Raw genomic sequence first — 24083 nt, 5'->3', positions numbered from 1 at the left:
TTATTTCTCCATTTCATGGTCGTGCACGCCATCATCCTGCGATGACGCGTTGTGCATGACGGACAAGCCTGTTGCTGCCAGCGTACAAAGAAACAGGGCAATGACCACCCGGCGCCCGGTTTGGCCTCCCTGCAACGGCATGGCAAAAGGTGCCAGCAGCGGCAGTACCGGATCGGCAAAGTGCCACAACGCGGGATAAGAGATGACCTGCGGCGGTGGCAGCAATGCTGAATGACGGAAAAGCCACTGCGGCCACATGGAGCCAGAGAGGGTTCTGATTGCGCCACTGCGTAGCACCACTGCTAGCGGTACTACTGGCGGGCAGAGCCGGTCTGGTTTCGACAGCTCATCCAAAACCACCTGCTTTAGCAGGCTTACCATCTGAGTCAGATACGGCAAACGGGTCACGCTCTCCGGTAGCCGTTGCCATTCATCCAGTGTCAGGGCAGGCTCATCCACCAGGCAGACCAGAGAAATTTTTTCCCTGAGCACAATCCATGGCGTTTCCGGGCCTGAAAACTCCCCCGTCAGCACCACCGGTGGCGTATGGCCGGAAAGGTTCTTCAGCTGTTTCACCTGTTGACGCAGAGCTTTCAGGGAGGCGCACAGTAACCCTTTATCATCATGTAAATCAGGCATAACCCGGTACATGACAACCAGTTGCCCAGCCATGCGCGGTTGACGAACCAGTAATCTGTCAGCAAAAGCGCTCAGACTCTCCGGTATACCTACCTGCAGATAGCAGCCCTGCGCGGTGGTGCGACAGGGTCCGGCAGAAAACAGGTTGTCACTGAGGTCACCACAGACCAACAAAACCGGACCGGTAAACCCCTCCGGAGGATAAAATCCGCTTTCTTCCTGCGCTTTCATAGAGCCCAGCCGCCCATAGCGCCTGCACGTAATCACCAGCGCCGCAATGCAGGCAGCAACTGTCAGGCTGCCTTTTAGCAGTCCGACACCATTCAGGAATCCCCAAATCAGCCAGAGCATTGCAGCCAGACAAATCAGCACCGGATATAACGCCCGTAACAGTACAGGTATTCGCATCAGTGCAGCTCCGGCAGTTGCTGATGAAGCAGAACCTGTAGCCACAGATGGCCGCCGACCCAGACAGAGGCCGTCAGCAGCACGGCGATGATTATCCAGAACCACACAGAACGCAGGAGGTTGTAACGGCGTTTCCCGGTCTTATGGACTAACAGGGACACGCCGGGCTCCAGCGGCGGAACGCGATCATTCAGGGAAGCCAGTGTTTCTTCACGCTGCTTCTGCCCCATATGGCTGTTTCGGTGCCAGAGCAGACAGCTCGGCTCTGAGTTCAGCGCTGAGCATCGGATCGAGCAGAATTTTTTCCAGCTCTTTGCGGAATGTCGCGTTGTCCAGCAGGTTAGCCTTCAGGTCGCGCAGCAGATTACGCATGGCGAGCATGGCCTTGAGCTGGGGGATTTGACGGGCAATCTGCTCAGGTTCGAAGTCTTTCATTTCACTGAAGGAAAGGCTGACGTTTTCTTCACTGCCGTCACCCGCCAGGGTGTTTTTTACGGAAAGGTTTACTGAGGGAGAGTATTCAGATAACACGTTATCGAAGTTATTTTTATTGATGCTGACAGTCTCACGCTCAGACACCGGGCGCTGCTCGGCACCATTGCTGTAATCCCCCACCACCATAAGCTTGAGGGGCAATTCGACTTTTTTCTGAGCGCCGCCCGTGTGCAGGCTTAACTGGATATTAACGCGGGCTTTGGGGATCTCGGACTGATAGGAGTTAGACATGACTATCCCTGTTCTATGGAGTTATAGAAACGGTCAATGCCAGTGAGAAATAATAAGAAAGACTTACCCGGCCAGAATACCCTCCACGATCACGTCATCCGACGTGAATCAAAACCCTGGAGTTAAAAGCAAGCACAATCCATTCACCAGCAGGCTGACACTGTATTTTGGGTATTTATCTGAAAATAATAATTTCGGATAACAACCTATAGACGCGAGTGTAAGAATGTTAACCAGGGCAGTGGAAATGAAAATATGTAACAAAATATTACACACACTGCGTTTAGCAAGCAAAGATCATCTGTTTGATTTATAAGAATTTTCCTAGCATAAGCCCTTTAATCCTTATGGAATAAGGATGTACGGTAAATGATCAATTTAACTTAATGTTAAAATCCGTACAAAAAATCATCGCCTGCATGAATAATCTGATTTTAATTTTTATTAAAAAATCTTGATCCGCTCACTACCGGGCAAGAGGAATGTTCATAAGAGTCTTCAAAGTAAAATTTTTGTTATTCACTTAATTACTGTACCCGTTGATTCCAACCCCAAAGATACGGTTTTTTAGGCTGCTGCGGCTCAACGAGTATCTGTACATCGGGACGGAAAAATGTTGAATTATTGCAAGGCTATCCCAGGTCTCTAACCTGTTCACGTCCTCGCCAATTTTGCCGATCGGCAGATGTGGCGCAGGCGGTCACCTATTTGCTCTCAGCCCAGGCAAAACATATTACGGGCATTACACTACCTGTTGATGGCGGGCGCGCCCCGTAAGCGCCAGGCTAAACACCGCCCGCGCGGCGCGTTGCTTTTTCTGTCAGCCAGAAGAGAGCCAGCCCGGCCATAAGAACTGACTTTAACAGGGGAAAACTGAATGATGAGTTTAAAACAGTCGCTGGCTGCGTTGCCCGCCGGAAAGGTCGTTACGGTCGATGTGTTTGCTGCCGGACCTCATGGGGGAAACCCGGCACCAGTCGTCTTAAATGCCAGCGCGATGAGCGACGAGGATATGCAGGCTGTCGCTCGCCAAACCGGTCATGAAAGCGGTTTTGTTAAAGCGGCACCGGCGGGCAGCGATTATGATTTTTCGCTGCATTTCTGGGTTCCCAATCATGAAATGGAGATGTGCGGGCACGTGACCGTCGGAACGGTGTGGCTGATGACCAGTCTGGGGATATTAACGCGGGATAAAGCGACCATTCTTACGCGCAGTGGCAAGGTTTATGCCCGCATCGTGCGCAGTGCCATTGCAGATAAGTTCAGGGTTGAGATCACCCAACCCGCGGGGCAGATTTCAGCTATACCCCGTAGCGAAGTATTACAGCCAGAAATTCTGTCGCTGCTCGGCATCAAACCCGATCAGCTGGCAGATGTACCTGTCATCAACGCCTGCACCAGCCGGATTAAAACGCTTGTGCCACTCAAAGACAGTCAGACTTTACATAATTTACAGCCAAATTTTAGCCTTATTGCCGAACTCTGTCAGCATCTTGATTCAACCGGCCTGTACCCTTACGCCCCCGACAGGGAGAATCCGGGCAGGTTCTTTGCTCGTCAGTTTCCCAAATCCTCAGGCTACCAGGAAGATGCCGCGACCGGGATTGCCGCTGCGGCACTGGCATTTGGCCTGCGCCACGGCGGGCAGATAGACCCTCAGCAAAAGCAGGTGATTATCTGTCAGGGACAGGCGATGGGCCGCCCGTCGCAGATAGAGGTGACCTTCCGCTTTAATTCACGGGGCGAAGCCGAAGGCTGCTGGTTAGGTGGAGATGTGCGCTATAGCGAAGAGCATTCAGGGTAAAAAGGATTATGCTTAAGTATTCCCTCAATATCGGAGTCTTCTATGTCTATGGATCCGCAGGTCAAACGGGTACTGGCTGAAATGGCTAAGGCCGACGGCCCTTCAATTGATGAACTGACGCCGGCGGAAATGCGTCTTTTTTATGCCACGGTCGGTGAACAGCTGGGTGGCGAGGCCCGGAATATGGCCGAGGTAAAAAACCTCTCTGCCCCGGGCCCAGCCGGAGCCATTCCGCTTCGTCTTTACAGACCGCTGGACCTGGATAGCACGCCTCAACCCGGATTAATTTATCTGCACGGCGGGGGTTGGGTTATTGGTAGCCTGGATACTCACGACAAGGTATGCCGCCGACTGGCCGAGACATGCGGCTGCATCATCGTCGCGGTAGATTATCGGTTAGCGCCCGAGCATCCCTTTCCTGCCGGGCCTGAAGACGTCATTGCCTCCAGCCGCTGGATCCTGCAAAACGCCGAAACACTGGGCCTGGACCCCGCCCGTATCGGTATCGCCGGTGACAGCGCTGGCGGTAGCCTCTCTGCCGTAGCCTGTCTGGCCAATCGTGAGATGTCAGGGCCAGGGCTATGCTGTCAGGTGCTGATTTATCCCAGTACCGATAACAGTGCTGAGGGCGAGCAACGTTTATCACGTTTAGAGCAGGCACAAACGCCTCCTTTGAATGCGAACGCGATGCAGAAAATGGTCAAAAGCTATCTGCCTGTCGCCGCCGACGCTAATGACTGGCAGGCTTCCCCGCTGCTGGCTAACGATCACTCGGGCCTTCCGCCTGCCCTGGTGATCACCGGTGGCTTTGACCCACTGCGCGACGAAGGCATTGCCTATGCGCACAGCCTGATTAATGCCGGGGTTGAGGTGCTGCATCGACATTATGCGGGCCAGGTTCATGGTTTTATCGAGATGGGCGGTGCCCTCGATGCGGTAGGGGATGCGATGCAGGTTATCGCCGCCTGGTTTTCCAGATGCCATGGCGATAAACAATCAACACCATCCGGAAAGGGATAGTCTAACTGAAATAATGACAGCCCTGCCGCACCCATAACAACTGTCAGGACAGGGGCCAGCCCTTATACAGACAAGGCCCCTGTCCTGATGCCCGGCTAGCTGACCACCTCCACGACTATAAATTCCTCCACCACCCGGTCCATAGCACCGCATAATCACCGACCCTTCAAAAAACGCCTGATGTTCTTTTCTCCACGGCCATTTCCGGGGTATCGCCAAATGCGCATGCGCTGGCTCCGGGGTATTTTTGCCTCAATTTTTCAACGTCCGTCATTATCACGCCTCAACATAGCGAAATCCCCGAGTCAGTCAGGCAGGATTTTAATATTCCAAAGGCTCTCAGAGCCTGTTTTTCATTCACACAGGCATAGCCGAGCAGCAGGCCGCGCTCGTGCTGAAGCTGCATATAGTACTGGGAAAGGGGCCGCACCTTGACGCCCCGCCGCAGGGCCAGCGCCGCGATAGCCACATCGTCGCTGCCCTGGGGTAACCTGATGACCAGGTGCAGCCCGGCGTCATGATCGCATGATGCCAGAAAGCGATCGCCGAGATATTGCCCGATCAGTCGGCAGAGAAAACGGCGGCGCTGCTGATAGAGCAGCCGCACGCGGCGGATATGCGCCGCGTAATGTCCCTCTTCAATAAATTCTGCCAGCGCCCGCTGCACCAGCAGGTGGCCGCCGCGATAAAGCTCCGAGGCCGCTACCCGCAGCGGGGCGATCAGCGCTTTAGGCACCACCATGTAGCCAATGCGCAGTGCCGGATAGAGCGTTTTGCTGAAGGTGCCCATGTAGATCACCGGCGCATCCGCCTTAAGGCCCTGCAACGAAGGATAAGGCTGCCCGGAAAAGCGGAATTCGCTGTCGTAATCATCTTCCACTATCCAGCTGTTGTGCCGCTTCGCCAGCGCCAGCAGCTGCAGCCTTCTTTCCGGGCTGAGATGCACCCCCAGCGGATACTGGTGAGAAGGGGTAACGAATATCATTCTGGGCGTCGGCGTGCCAGCGGGTAAGTCAACCACCAGCCCCTGATCATCCACCGGCACCGGGTGGATTTTTAAATCGTTTATCCGCAGCAGATTGCGCGTTCCCCAATATCCCGGCTCCTCAATCCATACCCAGTCGCCCCGATCGCACAGTACGCGGGAAACCAGATCGACCGCCTGATGTATGCCCTCCGTTATCAGGATTTGGTCGGCGTCGGCCTTGACTGAACGGGCAATGCGCAGGTAACCGGCCAGCGCCTGCCGCAGATCCGGGCAGCCGCCGTCGCTGCTGTAGATGAGCCGGTCAACGCTGGGCTGGCGGTTTAGCCGCGCCTGGATCTGGCTGAAAAGCTTGTGAGGGAATGCCGTAACGTCCGGCGCGCCGGGGACGAATGCCCCCCACTGATGCGGGGAAGCGGTGGCATGGCCGATAAGGCTGGCACCTCGCTTTGACAGCCTCGAGAGCGGGTTGGCGTTAGCCGTGACAGCGGTAAGGGTCTCGCCACTTTGCAGGCAGCTCTCCGGCAGCGTGGCGGCAATCCACGTCCCGCTGCCCGTGCGGGCTGTGACATACCCCTGAGAGGTCAGACTTTCATAGACGAAAATCACGGTATTACGCGATACCCCCAGTTCCCGCGCCATGTCACGCGTAGCGGGCAGGCGGCTTTCAAGGGGGAAGACCCCTTCCAGAATAGCGGCCTGCAGGCACTTAAGCAGCCGCTGCTGGAGTGTTCCTTCCTGCATAAGCTGCAGGCGTTCAGATATGTGATCCGCGTATAGCGTACGCAATTGGCTCTACTCCTTCGTGCTGAAATGGCTCTGGTATCAGGTGGCAACTCACCCGTAAATAGACCTGTTATTTACGTTTTGTAAACACATTATCGCGAGGACGTACGATGAGCGTTAAAAAAAATAGTATGCAGCAGAGAAAAGAGCAGGCAATCCCGCGTGGTGTCGGCGTCCTCTGTGACTGGTATGTCCAGCGCGCTGAAAACGCCACCCTGTGGGACGATACCGGACGGGCGTGGATCGATTTTGCGGGCGGCATCGCGGTTCTGAATACCGGACATCGTCATCCGCATGTTGAAGACGCGATTGCGCGTCAGCTACAGCTTTTTACCCATACCGCCTTCCAGATCACCCCCTATCAGAGCTACGTTGAGCTGGCCGAGCGCATTAACCGCGCCGTGCCAATCGCGGGGCCAGCCAAAACGGCGTTTTTTACCACCGGCGCTGAGGCCGTGGAAAACGCCGTGAAGATAGCCCGCTCCCACACTAAACGGCACGGCATTATCACCTTTGGCGGCGGCTTTCATGGCCGCACCTTTATGACCATGGCGATGACCGGAAAAGTCGCGCCCTATAAGCGCGATTTCGGCCCGATGCCCGCCTCAGTGTGGCATGGCCGCTATCCCAGCGCGGCGCATGGCATTAGCGTGGACGATGCTCTCAACAGCCTGCACGACATTTTTAGTCAGGATATCGCGCCGGAAGACGTGGCGGCTATCGTGCTGGAACCGGTCCAGGGTGAAGGCGGCTTTCGCATCGCCCCTACGGAGTTTTTACTTCGCCTGCGCGAGCTGGCGGACAGGCACGGCATTTTGCTGATTGCCGATGAGGTGCAGAGCGGCTTTGGCCGTACGGGCAGGCTGTTTGCGATGGAGCATCATCCGGTAAAAGCCGATTTGATCACCATGGCGAAAAGCCTGGCGGGCGGGATGCCGCTTTCAGCGGTGTCGGGTCGTGCAGAGGTGATGGACAGCCCCACGCCGGGCGGGCTGGGCGGCACCTATGCCGGTCATCCGCTGGCCGTTGCCGCCGCACACGCGGTACTCGACGTTATCGAAAAGGAGCAGCTCTGTGAGCGGGCACAGGATCTCGGCGCCCGGCTGATGGCGTTCCTGCATCAGGCGCAGAAGTCCGACTGTGGAATCAGCGACGTCAGAGGGGTCGGTTCGATGGTGGCCGTGGAGTTTTACCATGCGGACGCGGCGAAGGCGGTGCAGCAGCAGGCCATGGATCAGGGCCTGCTGCTGCTGACCTGTGGCCCGGCTGGCAATGTGATCCGCTTCCTTTACCCACTGACCATCCCCGACGAACAGTTTACCCAGGCGCTGGCGATCCTGTCCCAGGTGCTGGGGATGCATACCGCTGACAGCGCAAGCCCTGCCGTCACGGCCTGATACCGGGTCCGCCGTGCGGACCCCCTTACCCATCAAACAGGGTCTGCCGCTGCGGCAGGCTCTGGATGTACCGGAGGAAAAATCATGTCAGCGTTCCCATCTGAAAATGGTGCAATGTCACACGGCCTGAAACCACGCCACGTCCGTATGCTGTCGATTGCCGGTGTTATTGGTGCCGGTCTGTTCGTCGGTTCCGGTCACGCCATTGCCGCTGCGGGGCCTGCCGTCCTGCTTGCCTACCTGGCAGCCGGTGCGCTGGTGGTGGTGATTATGCGTATGCTGGGCGAAATGGCGGTCGACAGCCCCGATACGGGGTCGTTTTCGACCTATGCGGATAAAGCGCTTGGCCGCTGGGCCGGTTTTACCATTGGCTGGCTGTACTGGTGGTTTTGGGTGCTGGTGATCCCGCTTGAGGCAAACGCCGCCGCCACCATTCTTAATGCCTGGTTTCCGCAGATCGCCATCTGGATGTTTACCCTGGCGATCACCCTTGTCCTGACCGGCACCAACCTGCTTAGCGTAAAAAACTATGGCGAATTTGAGTTCTGGTTTGCGCTGATCAAAGTTATTGCCATTGTTGCCTTCCTGGTTGTCACGGCGCTGGCGGTCACGGGGATGCTGCCCCACAGCGGCGTCAGCGGCGTTTCTCATCTGTGGGATACGCACGGTTTTATGCCTAACGGTATGGGTGCGGTCATGGCCGCGATTCTGACCACCATGTTCTCCTTTATGGGAACCGAAATCGTCACTATCGCCGCCGCCGAGTCAAAAAACCCGGGGACCGAGGTCACCAAAGCAACCAATTCCGTTATCTGGCGCATCGCCCTGTTTTATCTTCTGTCGATCTTCTTTGTCGTCGCGCTGGTTCCCTGGAACACGCCCGCGCTGGCTAAGGTTGGCTCGTATCAGACCGTGCTGCAGGCGATGAATATCCCTCACGCCCGGCTAATTGTTGATCTGGTGGTGTTAGTGGCGGTATGCAGCTGTCTGAATTCCGCGCTCTATACGTCTTCACGCATGCTCTATTCACTGGCCCGCCGTAAGGATGCCCCGCGCGCCGCTGGCCGGACGGACGCAAAAGGCACGCCACGGGTGGCGGTACTGCTCTCCACCGCGGCAGCGTTTATTACCGTGATTGCGAATTACCTCGCACCCGCTGCCGTATTCGAGTTCCTGCTCGCCAGCTCAGGCGCCGTTGCCCTGCTGGTTTATCTGGTGATAGCCGCATCTCATCTGGTGATGCGCAAACAGCGCGAAGCGAGAGGAGAGAAAATCACCTATCGGGTCTGGCTTTTCCCGGGGCTAACGTGGCTGACCATCGGGTTTATCATTACCATCCTGACGGTGATGATCTTCTCGGTTGAACACCGCTCCGAGATGATTGCCACCGCCGTGCTGGCTCTGACCGTGGTGATTATTGGCCGGATAGTACACAGCAGGCAGACGGTGGCAAAGCGAACCCGGCTTAAGCCTCTGCACTCATCGGATCATCTCTGACCAATAAAAAAATCCCCGCAGGCGGGGATTTTTTCTTATCGGGGAAGCAGACTGGTTAGCCTGCGCCAGCAGCGATTAATCAGCCTGCGCCAGCAGCGATGCGATGGTCTCCAGCGTCTGTCCATTGTAAGGTGCCCGCATCAGGAGATTCGATTCACCCTGAGGGCTCTGCTCAATAACGGGCTGCGCGTGGCTGAACCGGCGGAAACCTTCAATCCCATGGTAGGCCCCCATACCCGATGCGCCCACGCCGCCAAACGGCACGTCGTGATGTAAGACGTGACTCATCACATCATTAATCACGATGGCACCCGAAAGAATGCTCTGCTGGAAACGATGTATCGCTTCGCGATCCTCACCGAAGTAATAAGCCGCCAGCGGGTTGGGCCGCGCATTGATCAGCTCGACGCATTCGCCTGGCTCTTTGTAGGTCACTACCGGCAGCAGAGGACCAAAAATTTCTTCGGTCATCGCCAGCGTGTCGCGGGGGGGATTTACAATCAGGGTTGGCGGTAGCTTATGATGCTGCTCATCAAAGACCTCACCGGCCGGGTTAATCTCAACGATGTCAGCACCACGCTCCCGCGCCTGGGTGATATAGCCCTGCAAACGCTGATACTCGCGAACGTTGATGACCGCCGTATAGTCCGGGTTATTCAACAGGGTGGGATAGTGCTGGGTCACAAAGTGTTGAGCCTCGCGGATAAAGGCCTCTTTCTTCTCTTCGGGCACCAAAACGTAGTCCGGACAGATACAAATTTGTCCGGCATTGAACATTTTCACCGTCATGATGCGTTCTGCCGCGATACGAATGTCCGCATCCTTACCGATCACGGCTGGTGACTTCCCGCCCAGCTCAAGCGTCACCGGCGTCAGCGTGGCCGAGGCCGCCTGCATGATTTTACGGCCCGTTTCCGTACTGCCGGTGAACATCATATGGTCGAAGGCCTGAGCGGAAAAGGCCGAGCCTGCGCCGCTGCCCTGTAGCGTAGAGAATTCATCCTCATCAAAATAGCGGGCGATCAGCTCACACAGCAGGGCCGAACCGGCAGGCGTGGTACTGGAGGGTTTAAGCATCGCCACGTTACCCGCCGCGAAGATCCCTGCCAGCGGGCCAAACGCCAGCACCAGCGGGAAATTCCACGGGCTGATCACGCCAACAACGCCAAGCGGTCGGTAGTCAATACGCGCGTGGACGCCGGGGAAGGGGCTTTCCCGCGTTTCGCTTTGCATCCAGCTTTCCAGATGCTGTTCGGCATGATGCAGGGCATCGACGGACCCAAGGATATCGGAGATAAGCGTCGTTGCCTGACTGCGGTGACCGTAATCTGAAGAAAATGCTGCGACCAGCGCGTCCTGATTATCTGTCAGTAACCGGATACCTTTTTTCAGACGTGCGCGGCGGGTGGCGATATCGGGTATTACTTTACGGTTCTGCAAACGCATGGCGGCGATATTATCCGCAAGCTGCTGTTCCGTCGCGGGTGTATTATTGAGGATTAATGTTGTGTTACTCATGGTATGAACCTTGTGTCTGGCAAAATGGTGTGACAGCCGCAGCGGGTATTTCACTGCATAGCGGGTGAGAATAAAGGCGATCGGGTAGTCGGCAGGCGTGGCCTGGCCGTCAGCGCAAGGGGCGATGAAACAGAGAGCGTGGCAGAGTGAAATATTCATGGAGGCGGCTCTGTATCAACGGGTATTACCCAAAGAAATTCGACGCTTCATTTTGAAGCGTTGTGAATGCCCATAGCGCTGTTACCGCGCATTTTTGATACAGTTTTTAGCCGCGCGCATTTTACCGTCGATAGCCTACTGCGTCCAGATCCCACGCCCTGCGCGGCTATTGATATTCGTCATTGAGCACAAAACGATTACTATTACCTCGGGATTGACCCCGCAGACGTAAACCTGCCGCCAGTAGCCTAAGCCGTGAATGCCTTCGGCTCCGGCACGGTCATAAGCAGGCCTGCCGTTGTACCAGGGTTAATGTATGCCATGTTTTTTTTGATTATCATTCTTCGCTCGCCATCCGGGAGCGCAGCCCTCTTTGCGATCGGCACCGAATTGCAGGGTAGAGTCCGGCTCCCCTTTATCGCTTTGGAATAAAACATAACATCATCAGGAGAGGGAACAGAGATGAAACGCGTACTGATTATCGAGGATGATGCCGATGCTGCGGGCGTACTGGAAGCCTACCTCCTGCGGGAAAACTATCAGGTGTCCATTGCTGGCAACGGGCTGGCCGGGCTTGAGATGTCACATCGCTGGAAGCCGGATCTCATTCTGCTGGATGTGATGCTACCCGGTATGAACGGCACCGAAGTGCTGGCTGCCGTGCGCCGCAGGACCGACATCCCGGTTATTATGGTGACGGCGATGAGCGATCCTTCGGATAAAATCGGTGCGCTACGCTACGGGGCCGACGATTACGTGGTTAAACCCTATAATCCGGGAGAGGTGGTCGCCCGCGTCCAGGCGGTGCTGCGCCGCACAGCGGCCCATGCTCAGAGCGCGATGCGGCTTCGCTGGCTGAATCTTGAGGTCGATCCGCTAGCGCTGACGGCAGTGGTCGGTGATGAGGATCAGGGCCAGCAGTGGCTGGATCTTACGCCAACCGAGTTCGCCTTACTGGCCTTTACCATGCGCGCACAGACTCAGCCTTTCTCCCGCCAGCAGCTGCTGGAGCACTGCCTGCCCGACAGCGAGGCGCTGGAGCGCGTGGTTGACACCCACGTTTATAATCTGCGAAGAAAACTTGAATCAGCGGGGATCACTAACGTGCTACACAACGTTCGCGGCGTCGGCTACCGGTTCCGTCAGCCATGAAGACGCCACATCAGCAAACGCTCTGGCGCTGGATTTGTCTGCGGGTACTGACGCTGGCCATTGGTTCAGTTGTCCTGATTGCCTTTAGTATGTGGCTGCGCTTTGTTATTCAGAATCTCTGGGTGCTCCACCATATGCCACCGGCGAAGCGCAGGGAGTTTGCACTGCTGCTGGAGCATCCGGAACGCGACCTGGCCCGTTTCCACCATCTGATGGATGCCGGCTGGGGGATCAGCTACTCCGCCCCCAACGTTGCGTCGGCAGACTGGCTGATGCTGGGCGTGCTGGTGGTGATTGCCATCCCCTTTATCGTGCTGTTAGGGCTGCGCTCTGCGCGCCCGCTCTCTTTGCAGTTCAGCAGGCTGGCAACGGCGGCGGGTGCGATTGCCCGGGGGGAATTTTCCACCCGGGTGGGCATTGTCGACAAAGCTCCGGCGGAACTTGCTCGTTTTACGCGAAATTTCAATACCATGACTCACCAGCTTGAACGATACGATCGGGAGCTTCGCGCCTCCCATGTGGCAATGGCCCATGAGCTACGTTCTCCCCTGACGGCCGCTATCGGGCGGTTACAGGGGATGATTGACGGCGTGTTTAAACCCGAGCCTGCGCAGTTGCAGATGGTTATGAAACAGTTGATCCTGCTTAATACCCTCACCGATGAGTTGCACCTGCTGTCGCTCGCCGATGCCGGGCGCCTGTTATTAACCCACAGTAAACTGGACCTGGTCGAGCTGCTCCAGGAGCGGGCTGCCTGGCTAAAACCGCAGGCCGGGGCGGCTGGCATGGCGATCGCCATCAGCCCCTCATACCCCGTCCCCTTTATGGGCGATAGCTTTCGCCTTGGGCAGGTCTTTACGATTATTATGGAAAATGCCCTGCGCTACGCCTGTGAAGGCAAGCGGCTGGAGGTTGGCGTAAGCCGTCGCCCGGAAGCCTGTGAAATTACCTTCAGGGACTGGGGGCCGGGCGTGACGGAAGCCTTCTTACTGACCATGTTTGAGCGCTTTACCCGAGCCGAATCTTCACGCGCCAGGCACTCTGGCGGCAGTGGCTTAGGGCTGTCTATTGCGCGAGCCGTGTGTGAGGCCTGTGGCGGCACGATTTACGCCAGCTTGCCGCCCGGAGGAGGTCTGCAAATCACCCTGCTTTTACCGGTTACCACCGCCGTCGCCGATAAAAAAAGCGAAACTTGACCGTCTCTTGATAATAACTACAGGGAATCTTGACACTCTCTTGATGAAATAGCCGCATCTCAACGGAGGATGCAGGCTATGACCAACACATTCATTCATTATGCGCAGCAGGTTTTTCATCATCTCTTTGTGCCCGCACGCTTTACCGGGCTATTGCCGGTAATTGCATTCGTCATTCCGGCCATATTTGCGCTCACCGGCTGCCATGATAGTCCACATACCCAAACGACACCCGGCTGCCCGGTTTGCTATGTGGATTAAGGAAAAACAAACGCTATCCATACGCCAATTGGCAAAGCGGGCTGGCACTTCAGCCCGCTTTGCTATCGAATGAGCGTATGATAACGCTTTCCGGCAGATCAATATTCTCATCCGGCAATTCAGCCGTGTCCGCACTATTGAAGGTAAACTGGTGCGGCACCGGTCTGCCCTGACAGGGCTGATGCGTCAGGGGTGCAGACTGGGCCAGTGAAACCGAGGATACGCCAAGCAGAAATAAACCGACAACAAGCCGTGAAATCTTCATTTTTTCTTCCCGAATCAGTGCGATGGAAAGAACTTACGCTTTTAATTCTCAGTTATTGTCAGCCAATGCTAAAGTTTTGGCAGCAGTTGTGATAACCGTTTATTCGCACTCAATATTAGTGAGCGACGGATTTGGAGAAGAGCTGGATAATAATGATGCCGGCAGCAATAAAAGCAATACCTATCAGCGCAGGCAGATCGAGCTTCTGCTTATAGAGGAAAAATGACATAACTGACACCAGAAAAATGCCCATACCGGCCCAGATGGCATAGGCAATACCGAGGTTCATCGATTTAACGACGTGAGAAAGGCCGTATAACGAGACCGAGTAGCCGATAACCACCAGCATACTCGGAAGGGGCCGGGTAAATCCTTCGGAGGCTTTCATCATGGTCGTCGCCAGCGTTTCGGCCACAATAGAAATAAATAAAATTGCGTAAATATTAAACATTGTGCCTTCTTTATCCTGTCTGGGCGCGAGTGAACGCGGATTATTGATACCTTCAACGGCTATTCTACGTTTAAATTGTTCCGGGACCAAATGTACCCGAGAAGGATCACCCCCGCGGTTATCGCGACTACACTCTTTTTTTCCGGACTGAATATAAGAACCCAACTGAAAATGAAATCAGCCATTAAATATTTAATCACGCTCTTTATTATTTTTACTGCCCTGGCCGCGCGGGCCAGCGCCGCTGATTTATCCCTGGGTGTACAGGGAGAGGCTAACGCCCTGCCCTGGCGTAATTATAAAACCACCTGGTCTGCCCTGCCCTATGTCGGCTATGACAACGCCCACTGGTATGTTGATGGGCTGGACGCGGGGGTTTATGCCGTTAATGACGATGTAAATCAGCTTAAGGCACGGCTTTTTTATCTCGATATGGAATTTGACCCGAAAAGAAGTCACGCATCCCGCATGCGCGAACTGGACAACCGTCACGCGACGATGATGGGCGGAGTAAGCTACCAGCGTATCACCCCGGTCGGCGCATTCAGGGCAGAGCTTTCAACGGACACGCTGGGAGAAAGTAACGGCCTGCTGGGCACCCTCGCCTGGGCGGGCCAGGTTTCCCTCACCGGAGTGGATATCTACCCTGAGGCCGGGGTCGACTGGCTTAATGCCCAGCAGGCTCGCTATTACTACGGCATCAGCCGGGAAGAAGCCTCCCGCTCCGGTATGTCTGCCTATTCACCCGGCCAGGCGTTTTCACCCTGGCTGGCGGTGGCCGCTGACTGGCATGTCACTTCGCACCTGCATTTTTACCTGCAACCACGCATCACCTTCCTGCCCGCGCCCCTGCGCCACAGCCCTATGGTCTCCCAGAGCCACTTCTGGACGCTAAACTCGGGGCTGGTCTGGACGTTCTAAACGCGGCCGCTGGCGGCTATTTGCCAGCGCGGCCCTGCTGGTGGGAGTAGCGCCACTTCCACGGCATCCTCTGCGACCAGGGCAGGGCAACGGGATGGACTACCGCGCTAAGTGCGCGCGCATAGTCCATCACCAGACCGGGCGTCCAGGCCATCATCAGGGCGCGCTTGCGGACCTGGGAAGCGATCCAGAGTTCAGGCATAAAGAATATTTTGAGAGTATGGGTCCAGCTCTTGCTCCGTGATGAGAGAACGCCCTCCAGGGCAGCCTCCAGCGCATAGGCCACGCTGCTGGAGCAGTTACGGTAGGTCAGGTTATAAATTTCATGCCGGGAATAGATCTGCCAGAAAGCCGACAGCGAGGCTACGTTGTAATTGGTGAACATAACCCGCCTGTCCGAGTGACACCAGTCGGCGGCTTCGGTTTCGTAGCTGGGCTGAAACGACCCCTTAACGTCATTGTCGTGGGTGGCCTTCAATACGCGGAAAAACTCTGAAGGGGAGCGGTCAATATCTTCGGCAGGATAGAGGCTGATGTAAAGCAGTGAGGGCACCTCAAGAGCTGCATGCCCCGTGGAGATCACGCCATCCTCATCAACGGCCGCGATATAGCGGTTAATGACCGGCCGGGAAACCGGGGTATGTTCTGCCGATCCCTCTGGCGTCCAGATATGCACGATGAGCGTATTCCCGGATAAGCCGGTTTGTTTTTCAGCCAGTGCCGCAAGCGCAGCACTCTCCTCGAGCGTCCACTCCCTGTGCTCTAAGGTATCCTGAGGCTGTATCAGCTGAAACACCGAGCTGGCATGACGGATACGTCTTGCCCGCACGGCGGTAAATAAGCAGCTCAGGCCGCTACCGGCCATTAAGAAACCGAGAAAAAATGAGACGGCAGCCTGGTTATGGATAAACAGAAAGAAGGCAAAAAACATCTGTACCAGGCCGTAAAAAATATTCAGATGCCAGCGCGGATAGCGAACGACCCAGGCCGAGACGCCAACAAACAGGCCGATAATGAAGAATGAAAAACCGAACATAACCGACAGCAGCAGGTTGCTGTATTTCTGGTTGATAATGATGACCAGCGCACAAAACAGGAACGTCACCCCTTTAAAATAGAGCACCGCTTTTTGCGCCCCTGCCCCGCTGGAGGCGACGCTCAGGGTCACAATGCTCTCGACCATCAATAAAAAGCCGAAGGTTTTCAGTGGGAAGTAGAGCTGACCATCCAGCCCGTCGAAAAAGACCAGCGCGCCCAACGTGCCCCACAGCAGGCCGATAAACCACAGATATTTTGACTTGGTTCTGACAAAGTCAGCACCAAAGAGTAATAAGGCGATCTGAACCATTTTTACTTATCCATCTGGTCAGTTTTGAAAAGCGGCAGGGTTTTAGTTATGCGCCATTTCCCTACTATCATTTGCGGCGTGTTTTGGCTAAAAAAGAGGCTTCCGCTGTCGGTGACTCTGATCCAGGCCCCCTCATCGGTGCTTAGCCGAAACTGGATAATCGGCAGATTGTTCTGGTTGGACGTCCCTGCCCAGTGAGCGGCAAGAAGGTCCCGGTCATCCGGATGGACCCGCTGCATGAGTGTTTCCCGGTGTGAAAAAACGTCCTCATCAATAAGGCCTAACTCCCCCATGAGATTGCCCCAGGCGATCTCGCCGGTGGCCAGGTTTAACTGATAAACGGCATACTGCCTGGCCTGAATGCCGTTTGCAGCGTCAAGATGAGAAATATCCCGGGTAATGACCCGGATAAACACCATTAACAGCGTGGTTGCCGTTAAATAGCCCTGAATCAGCATCAGCGGTTCATGCGGATACAGCCCTCTCATGAAGAAAGGACCCAGTTTGTTTTTGGTGAAATACATCGCAATGGCGGACAGCGTCAGCAGCGCCAGCGAGCCGCCCCGATTGCCCCACAGCAGTGACATTAACACGGCAAAAATGACCGGTATGCAGGCCAGTGAAAAAATCAGCGCGTCACTGTAAAGATGAAGATTATTATGGGCAAAAGCTTTAGCCGTATTATTAAAAATCAGCAGGCTACTCAGGCATAATAGTATCCAGGTCATCAGGCCCGGAATGATATTTTTAACGATCGAGGTGCGGGTGCGCAGGCGGGTGTTCATAAACCCCATGATCACCGTTGTAGCAAATATAATCCCCGTCGCATCGGCGATAAACCCGCTCCAAAAAATTTCTTTGAAATTGGCATTTCTGAAGAAGTTCAGCCCCGCTGAAAAGAGCAGCGCATCTACAAAACTGACCAGAATAGTAGCAAAAAGCCATAAGAGAATAATATGCAGATCGTCGCCGGGACGGGAAAAGTAGCGTGTAATCCAGGCAATTAGCATACTCGCCGGCATAGCGACAATAGCGTAGATAATTGAAAGAGTTAAATTATTATCAAATGCATTGTCGAGAATAACGTTAATAATAACAAAGGAGAGTAACAGCACCGGCCATAAACGCCACCTGGCGCAGAGAAAGGCCGCTGTCGCCACCCCTGCCGGAAACCAGACAATGGAAATTTGTGCGTCAATGGCATCGACTTTTAATGAAATAACGCCTGAAATATAGTAAACAATCATCCACAGCGCGATGGAAACTGCATTATGCTGAAAGAAAGAAGCCGCGCGATTCATTTTCATTTCTCTTAATTCTCATGTGACCTGCCCGACAGTATAAACTCAATCTTTTTTTCTTCAACAGAACGGGCGTGGAGAGTAACAGGGACAAAAAAATGAATAACGTCTCGCTTGACCCCGCTGAAACTGTATCAGAGTTCAATGGCGTAAGCCCCGGTAATTGTCAGGAGCTGGCTCTGAGCATTGTGGCATTGTGGCATTGTGGCATTGTGGCATTGTGGCATTGTTACTGAGTATGCCCGTTAATCGGCAGGCAGCACGCCTGCCGATTAACGGGCGTCAGGCTGCGGGGTTAATCTGCCAGGCTGGCGGCGATAGCACGGCCCTGCGCACGGCCAGCCATTGCAGCAGGAAGGCGAGTTTCGGGCGACAGCGGATTCTTGCCCATCGCTTCGCGAGAAGCCTCGTCAGGTTCAACAAGGGTAACGTCGGCCCCGCCCTGGCGCAGCGCCTCAGCCTGACTGGTCAGGTTTACACTACCGGGTAGCGTCATCCCCTGCGTCCCCAGCGGGGACAAAATCAAAACCTTAGCGCTGCCAGCCGCCAGATAAGCGTTATCCGACGAGTGAATGCCGCCGTCCATATAGCGTTGACCGTTTATGCTCACCGGGGGCCACATGCCCGGTACCGCACAGCTTGCAGCGACGGCATCGATCAGGCTGACGCCGGAATCTTTATCGAAAATCTGCGGCTCGCCGGTAGCGATATTAACCGCAACGATCCTGAGCTGGCGGTCGGGCCAGTGATGCGAGGGCAGCCGGTCGGCGATGACTGCGCGGCGCTGCGCCTCGTCCACGGTTGTGCTATTGGCCGCCAGTTCGCCAATGCGCCGCGTCCTTTCAACCGCATCGGTAAGCCTGAACAGCACCGGCAGCGCATTACCGATCAGCTCAAGCAGATGCGGTTTCGGCACTAGCTCTGCTACCTGCCTCTCGGGGAGGGTCTGCCGCTGGAAGAGATCGTCCAGATCGCACCCGCACGCAATCTGTGCGGCGACGGTCGATCCTGCCGACGTGCCGATCAGCACGTCAGCTGTGTGCCCAGGCTCAACCCCTTCGTCCCGCAGACCGAGCAGCAACCCTGTCATCCAGGCTATACCTGCCACGCCCCCACCACCTAATACAACTGCTCTGCCCTCACCCGATCCGCTATGACTCATTACCTGCTCCTCGCAACTGAAATTATATCCGCACTTCCCGCGTCACAATGGCACCTGTACAGGCATACATGACAGAAAGGTTATCCTGCCTGGGCGATTCGGATTGCCCTTAACGCCTGCACATATCGCCGGACGCAGTTTATCTATAATAGCGTTCGGTGTTTAAACCGAACGCTATTTATTGTTGCAGGGTAAGGATTACCGGTCAGGACTGGAGGCGGTGGCGGACAAACAGGCCGTAGCTCAGTGCGCCAATAAGAAGTAAGACGGCACCGAGTAAAAATACGTTGGTGAATTTACCGGTCATATCCAGGATCACGCCGGTGACAATCGGTGCCATTGCCGCGCCGAGGAACCCGCCAAAGTTCTGAATAGCCCCCAGGGATGCCACCTGCTCTTTCGGTGCGATATCACTCGCCAGCGTCCAGAGCGCGCCCTGAGGCATTTGTGAGAAAAAGTAGCCCAGCGCCAGGAGGGTAATCGCCAGCGGCGTACTGTTCACAAAGGGGACAGGAGCAACGAAGCAGGCCGCCAGTGCCGCACCCAATACTATCGGGATCTTGCGCGACGTAATGGATGCCACGCCGCGACGCACCAGACGGTCGGAGAGCATGCCGCCCACCAGCACGCCGAGGATCCCGGCAAAGAACGGGATAGAGGCAATCCAGCCGGTGGCTTTCAGGCTGAAGCCCAGCGATTTCTCCAGATAGCTCGGCAGCCAGGTCAGATAGACCCAGATGGTGAACATAATGGAGAAGTTGCCAATGACCATCGCCCAGGTAGCGGGAAAGCGAAAAAGTGCGCCCCAGCTGGTGCGAACCTGCTCTTCCGGCGGTGCCACGCTGCGCTGCCCGGCGTGCAGCAGGGCATCTTCCCGCGCATCGGGATCGCGATAAAATTTCCACCAGGCCAGCAGCAGCGGCAGCCCCATCAGGCCAATCGCCACGAACATGCCGCGCCAGCCCAGAGTAAGCAGCAGTACGGTTAGGATTGGCGGTGCAATGGCGTTGGCGATTTGTGAACCGGTGTTGATAATCGCCGTCGGCAGGCCACGCTCGCGGTCGCCAAACCAGCGATGGGTAATTTTAATGCCGGAGGTAAAGAACGGCGATTCTGAAATGCCCAGCATCATACGCAGGCCATAGAAGAAACTGTAGCTGTTGACGAAGGAAGCCAGCACGGTAAAGCTGGACCACAGGCAGAGCGCCCAGGCGAACATGCGCTTTGGTCCGTATCTGTCGACCAGCCAGCCAGCCGGGAGATTAGCCAGCGCATAGGGCCACAGAAAGGCCGACAGCAGCAGGCCCATCTCGGTTTGCGAGAAGCCGAACTCGGCGGCGATGGTGGTATTGGCAATACTGAGGTTAGCGCGATCGAGATAGTTTACGATCGCCGCCAGCAGCAGAATCATCACAATGCCCCAGCGTAAGCGGCTGACGGCGGGCGCCTGCGTCATCGCCGGGGAGGATGCGCGGGCAGCACTGGATGTACTGATAACGGTGGTGGTATCTGCTTTCATCATGCATCTCCCTGTCGAAATGGACAAAGAGGTGCGCGGGTGTTATTTGGATCAAAAGCGAGTCTTTCTTTCGCCCGGTCATTGCAGTTGCAAAGAGTCATGATTGTTCCCCGTATCGTTATTATTGGCGGGCAGCAGGATCAGAGGGATGGCCTTGCGCCATCCCGTACGCGGCTTATTCCGCGATTTTCTTTTGCCAAAGCGAGGTACCCTGCTGGATCTGCTCCAGCAGCACGCCAAGTCCCCAGAATTTTTCCAGTACGTTGTCGTTATTTACCCGGCAGTATTCACTGTCGAAGGTGCCGAGACGCTGATGCCAGATCTTGGCATTTTTCGGGTAGCCCAGGGTTTCCGTCACCGCGCTGAGGGAGAGGAACAGCGACAGCTCATGGGCTTTTTCCGGCTGGCTGGCTCCCTGGTGATAGAGCCAGTGATAAAGTTCAGGATGGAAGTTGGTGAAAACGCCGCTGAAACCTTTCGATCCTGCCTGAATGGCAGGCCAGGCAATGGCCGCATTGGCATTGATCACCGCCAGCGGCGTACCTTCCGCCATCGCCACGCGGCGGGTTACCGTCTCCAGGTCGCAGCTGACGTCTTTCAGCACCACAAAGCGACCGCTTTCGGCACAGAAACGGAACTCCTCATCACTCAACAGGCGACGGTATGGAGCCGGGCATTCATACAGGCCCAGCGGCAGATCGGCGGGCAGCGCGTCCAGCAGGGTATTGATGGTCTGATAAAAAACGTCCCTGCCCTGATTTTGCGGATCAAGGTGGTTGGTCACCAGTACCAGGGCATCTATCCCGGTACGGGACATCGCCAGCAGCTCCTCTTTTTGCCTGGCGATATCATCACTGATATGGCCGGAAGCGATAACCGGCACCCGTCCCTTCACCTGTGCGACGACAAACTGCGCCAGCTCAACCCGCTCGGCCAGCGACAGCGCCTGCATTTCACTCGACTGGCACACGGCAAATAGCGCATCCACCCCCTGGGTCAGGTACCACTCAATCAGTTTTGTCATCCCCGGGTAGTCAATCTGGTTATCCGGGGTAAACGGCGTCAACATCACCGGCACAATGCCTTCAATTTTTTTCATTATTTTCTCCTGCCAGCAGCCTTTGCCGCTGTGATAAATACCTGGTTTCAGCGTTGATTCAGACGGGCGGCGACCTGCTCCCGGTCTGGCATATTAGAAGCACCTTCCCGCTCCACGGCCAGCGACGCGAAAGCTGATGCCCGCGTGGCGGCCTGGGTGATGCTCTCCCCCGCCGCCAGCGCTGCGGCGAAAGCCCCGTTAAAGGCATCGCCTGCACCGGTGGTATCCACGCTGACCGCCGGGAAAGCGGGAATATGCTGGAAATGCTGATCCTCACAGATCAGCGCGCCGCGCGATCCCATGGTGATGATCACGCGCTTAGCGCCGAGGCGCACGATAGCCAGCGCCGCTTCCCTGGCGCTGTCGACATCCACCACTTCGACGCCGGAGAGCAGCGATGCCTCGGTTTCGTTTGGGGTAATCACGTCGATATATTCCAGGCAGGCCAGCACATCGTTTGAAAAAGGGGCCGGATTCATAATCACCCGCACGCCGAGGGTGTGGGCCAGCTTGATAGCGTTAAGCGTGGCGGAGAAGTTGTTCTCCAGCTGGACCAGCAGCACATCGGACTGAGACAGTTCGGGTGTCATCTCGGCGATCTCACCGTCCGTCAGGGTTTTATTCGCTCCCGAGTAGATGGCAATCATGTTTTCGCCGTTTTCCTGCGAGACGTAAATGATTGCGCTGCCGGTGGGTTCATCAGCGGTCTGATACAGCTTAAAGGAGTGAATATCCGACGCGGAAAGGTGGTCAAAGGCAAACTGGCTGAACTGGTCCGTGCCGACTTTGGAAACAAAATGCACGCGTGCACCGGCCCGGCTGGCCGCCATGGCCTGATTCGCCCCTTTGCCGCCCGGCCCGAGCGTGCTGCCTGATGCCAGCAGCGATTCTCCGCCTTTGGGAAAACGCGCCACCCGGGCAACGATATCCACGTTAAACGATCCTAAAATACACACCTTGCCGCGCATCTTTTTTCCCCTGGGTTGTACTGGTCGCTGCTGCCTGCGCCCTTCCAGGCGCTGGAGCAGCACTTCAAAATCGCCGCCCGTTTCACTGATTAGACGTGCCTGCATGTTGCGTCGGATAATGATTGCGCCGCCGTGACAGCGCTGGATCAGCCCCTGACGGGCCAGCGTATTGAGATCCGTGCGGATGGTTTCTTTTGTCACCCCCAGCGCGCTGGCCAGTCCGTTCACCGTGACGCGCTCCTGCTCATCGAGCCACGCCAGAATTTGATTTCGTCTTTCTTCAGTAAACATGGCCACCTCTGCGTGCACAAAAGAATATGAGACTCTGGTTTAGGGGAACGTGACTGAACTCCCAGTGAAAAGGTTAAAACAAAAGCAAACAAAAATAACTCGTTTCGGGGGGCCGGTGGATAATCCCAGCGGGTGACGGGCGTCGCAGCTACAGGTTTTGCCTGGTGGACAGTTTCGACGTTTGCCGGTTGGTTGTGTCGGCTGCAATTTCTGCTGTGCCGGTGGATAATCCCTGCGGGTGCCGGGCGTCCTCGCGCCAGGCTTTGCCTGGTGCCTTTGGCTCCGGCTCCAGGCCGGACGGCCCGGTCGCGAGCGGGCATCCCTGCCCGCCGCTCCCTGAGTGCAGCATCCCTGCTGCCCTCGCCTGGCCTTCCGTCTTCGCCGCAGCGCTGCGGATTACCCGTCACCCGCAGGGATTATCCACCTCTCAGGCTTCCGGGCCGCTTTGAGTAAAACCGTTTATCTGTCCGCGGGCTGCTGAGCTGCTCCGGTAAAACCGTTTATCTGTCCGCGGGCTGCTGAGCTACTCCGGTAAAAACGTTTATCTGTCCGCAGATTTCATAGCCTATCCCCGTTAAGGTTTGCTCTCGGGCAGGATTCGGCTCACTTTTCGATTTAGTTTTTGGTGCCGCTATTCAGGTCATTTATCTGCACCACGAAAAAACCAGTCACAATAAACTGTGCATTCCCAGTCTTCTGATTTTCTTCATATCCCAACTATTTTGGTCATTGCATATTTCCTGTACGCATTCATATCTGGCGAAGAGTTTCCGGGAATCTCCGACACCGCCCTTACCCGCAGCCAGCACAATGCAATAAGCCGACGGGTGGGGCCCGGTGACAGGCAATCCGCAGCGCTGAGCGCAGGGAGGAAGACCCGGATGGGCCAGCAGGGAGGCTGGCACAAGGGCATGCCGGGACAGGGATGTCCCGTCATGCCCGCTCCGAAAGGTCGACGAGCGGAGCGAAGGCACCGCGCCACGCGCGGCGCGAGGACCGCCAGGCACCGGGCACCAACCGTAGGCGACCACCCCAGGCCTGTGCAGCACAGGGCCCCACCGGTAGGCGACCACCCCTGCCCTTACAGCTATGGGCTCAATACACAGGCAATATTCGCCAGATCTCCCGAATACCAGATACGACCAGCTGGCGACGGCACTGAGCCTTTAGCAGAGGAGTTTTCTTGTTTTTTTGCAGACTTCTTTCCGTT

General features: G+C 56.0%; 22 protein-coding genes. 9 read left to right on the top strand and 13 right to left on the bottom strand.

The annotated features are described in order from the left end of the window. Genes AAGR22_RS05260 through tssB form a run of 3 tightly spaced genes read right to left on the bottom strand, consistent with a single transcriptional unit; the run spans position 1 to position 1773 of the window. Positions 1-1047 (bottom strand): hypothetical protein, encoded by a 1047-nt coding sequence (locus AAGR22_RS05260; protein ID WP_345830740.1) that lies wholly within the window; start codon positions 1045-1047, stop codon positions 1-3. Beyond that, positions 1047-1208, bottom strand: coding sequence for a hypothetical protein (locus AAGR22_RS05255; RefSeq protein WP_345830739.1), 162 nt, complete (start codon positions 1206-1208; stop codon positions 1047-1049). The genes AAGR22_RS05260 and AAGR22_RS05255 overlap by 1 nt, the downstream gene beginning before the upstream one ends. A gap of 49 nt (positions 1209-1257) precedes the next feature. Next, on the bottom strand, positions 1258-1773 hold the full coding sequence (gene tssB, locus AAGR22_RS05250; RefSeq protein ID WP_345830738.1) for a type VI secretion system contractile sheath small subunit: 516 nt from the start codon (positions 1771-1773) through the stop codon (positions 1258-1260). 877 nt (positions 1774-2650) lie between these two features. On the opposite strand from tssB, the gene AAGR22_RS05245 reads away from it, so the two are divergent. Together AAGR22_RS05245 and AAGR22_RS05240 are read left to right on the top strand one after the other, a co-directional pair. Then, positions 2651-3577, top strand: a complete 927-nt coding sequence (locus tag AAGR22_RS05245; RefSeq protein ID WP_345830736.1) for a PhzF family phenazine biosynthesis isomerase — start codon at positions 2651-2653, stop codon at positions 3575-3577. Positions 3578-3619: 42 nt separating this feature from the next. Further along, positions 3620-4597, top strand: coding sequence for an alpha/beta hydrolase (locus tag AAGR22_RS05240; protein WP_345830734.1), 978 nt, complete (start codon positions 3620-3622; stop codon positions 4595-4597). A gap of 283 nt (positions 4598-4880) precedes the next feature. Here the strand turns inward: AAGR22_RS05240 and AAGR22_RS05235 are convergent, their stop codons facing one another. Further along, the gene (locus AAGR22_RS05235) at positions 4881-6371 is read right to left on the bottom strand and encodes a PLP-dependent aminotransferase family protein (protein WP_197473311.1); all 1491 of its coding nucleotides are present in this window, start codon (positions 6369-6371) and stop codon (positions 4881-4883) included. 107 nt (positions 6372-6478) lie between these two features. Between AAGR22_RS05235 and gabT the strand changes: the two genes are divergently transcribed. Together gabT and gabP are read left to right on the top strand one after the other, a co-directional pair. Then, entirely contained in the window at positions 6479-7765 is a 1287-nt protein-coding gene (gene gabT, locus AAGR22_RS05230; RefSeq protein ID WP_345830731.1) for a 4-aminobutyrate--2-oxoglutarate transaminase, read from the top strand. 84 nt (positions 7766-7849) lie between these two features. Beyond that, entirely contained in the window at positions 7850-9262 is a 1413-nt protein-coding gene (gene gabP / locus AAGR22_RS05225; protein WP_067704743.1) for a GABA permease, read from the top strand. Positions 9263-9337: 75 nt separating this feature from the next. Here the strand turns inward: gabP and AAGR22_RS05220 are convergent, their stop codons facing one another. Further along, the gene (locus AAGR22_RS05220; RefSeq protein WP_345830728.1) at positions 9338-10939 is read right to left on the bottom strand and encodes a coniferyl aldehyde dehydrogenase; all 1602 of its coding nucleotides are present in this window, start codon (positions 10937-10939) and stop codon (positions 9338-9340) included. Between the two features lie 462 nt (positions 10940-11401). On the opposite strand from AAGR22_RS05220, the gene AAGR22_RS05215 reads away from it, so the two are divergent. The 3 genes from AAGR22_RS05215 (at position 11402) to AAGR22_RS05205 (ending at position 13548) form a co-directional block, all read left to right on the top strand. Beyond that, positions 11402-12091: a response regulator gene (locus AAGR22_RS05215; protein WP_345830727.1), complete on the top strand. Its 690-nt coding sequence runs from the start codon at positions 11402-11404 to the stop codon at positions 12089-12091. Then, positions 12088-13287 carry an ATP-binding protein gene (locus AAGR22_RS05210; protein ID WP_345830725.1) on the top strand — a complete coding sequence of 400 codons (1200 nt, stop codon included), beginning with the start codon at positions 12088-12090 and terminating at the stop codon, positions 13285-13287. Before AAGR22_RS05215 ends, AAGR22_RS05210 begins: the two co-directional genes overlap by 4 nt. A 78-nt stretch (positions 13288-13365) precedes the next feature. Then, the gene (locus tag AAGR22_RS05205) at positions 13366-13548 is read left to right on the top strand and encodes a hypothetical protein (protein WP_156484972.1); all 183 of its coding nucleotides are present in this window, start codon (positions 13366-13368) and stop codon (positions 13546-13548) included. A gap of 49 nt (positions 13549-13597) precedes the next feature. On the opposite strand, the gene AAGR22_RS05200 is transcribed toward AAGR22_RS05205, so the two are convergent. Both AAGR22_RS05200 and AAGR22_RS05195 read right to left on the bottom strand, forming a co-directional pair. Continuing rightward, positions 13598-13813 carry a hypothetical protein gene (locus AAGR22_RS05200; RefSeq protein ID WP_345830722.1) on the bottom strand — a complete coding sequence of 72 codons (216 nt, stop codon included), beginning with the start codon at positions 13811-13813 and terminating at the stop codon, positions 13598-13600. Between the two features lie 115 nt (positions 13814-13928). Then, positions 13929-14264 carry an SMR family transporter gene (locus AAGR22_RS05195; protein ID WP_345830720.1) on the bottom strand — a complete coding sequence of 112 codons (336 nt, stop codon included), beginning with the start codon at positions 14262-14264 and terminating at the stop codon, positions 13929-13931. A gap of 171 nt (positions 14265-14435) precedes the next feature. Here AAGR22_RS05195 and AAGR22_RS05190 point away from each other — a divergent pair, with 171 nt between their 5' ends. Next, entirely contained in the window at positions 14436-15185 is a 750-nt protein-coding gene (locus AAGR22_RS05190) for a MipA/OmpV family protein (protein ID WP_345830718.1), read from the top strand. A 16-nt stretch (positions 15186-15201) separates the two neighbouring features. Here AAGR22_RS05190 and AAGR22_RS05185 read toward each other — a convergent pair whose 3' ends face one another. From AAGR22_RS05185 to rbsK, 6 genes are all read right to left on the bottom strand, one after another. After that, on the bottom strand, positions 15202-16533 hold the full coding sequence (locus tag AAGR22_RS05185; RefSeq protein WP_067704727.1) for a peptidase: 1332 nt from the start codon (positions 16531-16533) through the stop codon (positions 15202-15204). 2 nt (positions 16534-16535) lie between these two features. Next, complete coding sequence (locus tag AAGR22_RS05180) at positions 16536-17840, bottom strand: MASE1 domain-containing protein (RefSeq protein ID WP_345830715.1); 1305 nt, start codon at positions 17838-17840, stop codon at positions 16536-16538. A 289-nt stretch (positions 17841-18129) separates the two neighbouring features. Next, a complete protein-coding gene (locus tag AAGR22_RS05175; protein ID WP_345830713.1) occupies positions 18130-18996 on the bottom strand; it encodes a patatin-like phospholipase family protein in 867 nt (288 codons plus the stop codon). A 205-nt stretch (positions 18997-19201) separates the two neighbouring features. After that, the gene (locus AAGR22_RS05170; protein WP_345831550.1) at positions 19202-20452 is read right to left on the bottom strand and encodes an MFS transporter; all 1251 of its coding nucleotides are present in this window, start codon (positions 20450-20452) and stop codon (positions 19202-19204) included. A 238-nt stretch (positions 20453-20690) separates the two neighbouring features. Next, positions 20691-21614 carry a dihydrodipicolinate synthase family protein gene (locus AAGR22_RS05165; RefSeq protein ID WP_345830711.1) on the bottom strand — a complete coding sequence of 308 codons (924 nt, stop codon included), beginning with the start codon at positions 21612-21614 and terminating at the stop codon, positions 20691-20693. A 47-nt stretch (positions 21615-21661) separates the two neighbouring features. Next, on the bottom strand, positions 21662-22873 hold the full coding sequence (gene rbsK, locus AAGR22_RS05160; protein WP_345830709.1) for a ribokinase: 1212 nt from the start codon (positions 22871-22873) through the stop codon (positions 21662-21664). Between the two features lie 164 nt (positions 22874-23037). Here rbsK and AAGR22_RS05155 point away from each other — a divergent pair, with 164 nt between their 5' ends. Next, positions 23038-23322 (top strand): hypothetical protein, encoded by a 285-nt coding sequence (locus AAGR22_RS05155; RefSeq protein WP_345830707.1) that lies wholly within the window; start codon positions 23038-23040, stop codon positions 23320-23322. The last annotated feature ends 761 nt before the right edge of the window (positions 23323-24083 follow it).

This window comes from Erwinia sp. HDF1-3R, assembly GCF_039621855.1.
In the GTDB taxonomy this organism is placed as follows: domain Bacteria; phylum Pseudomonadota; class Gammaproteobacteria; order Enterobacterales; family Enterobacteriaceae; genus Erwinia.
The sequence above is the reverse complement of the archived record's forward strand: the minus strand, read 5'-3'. Positions and strand labels throughout refer to the sequence as shown.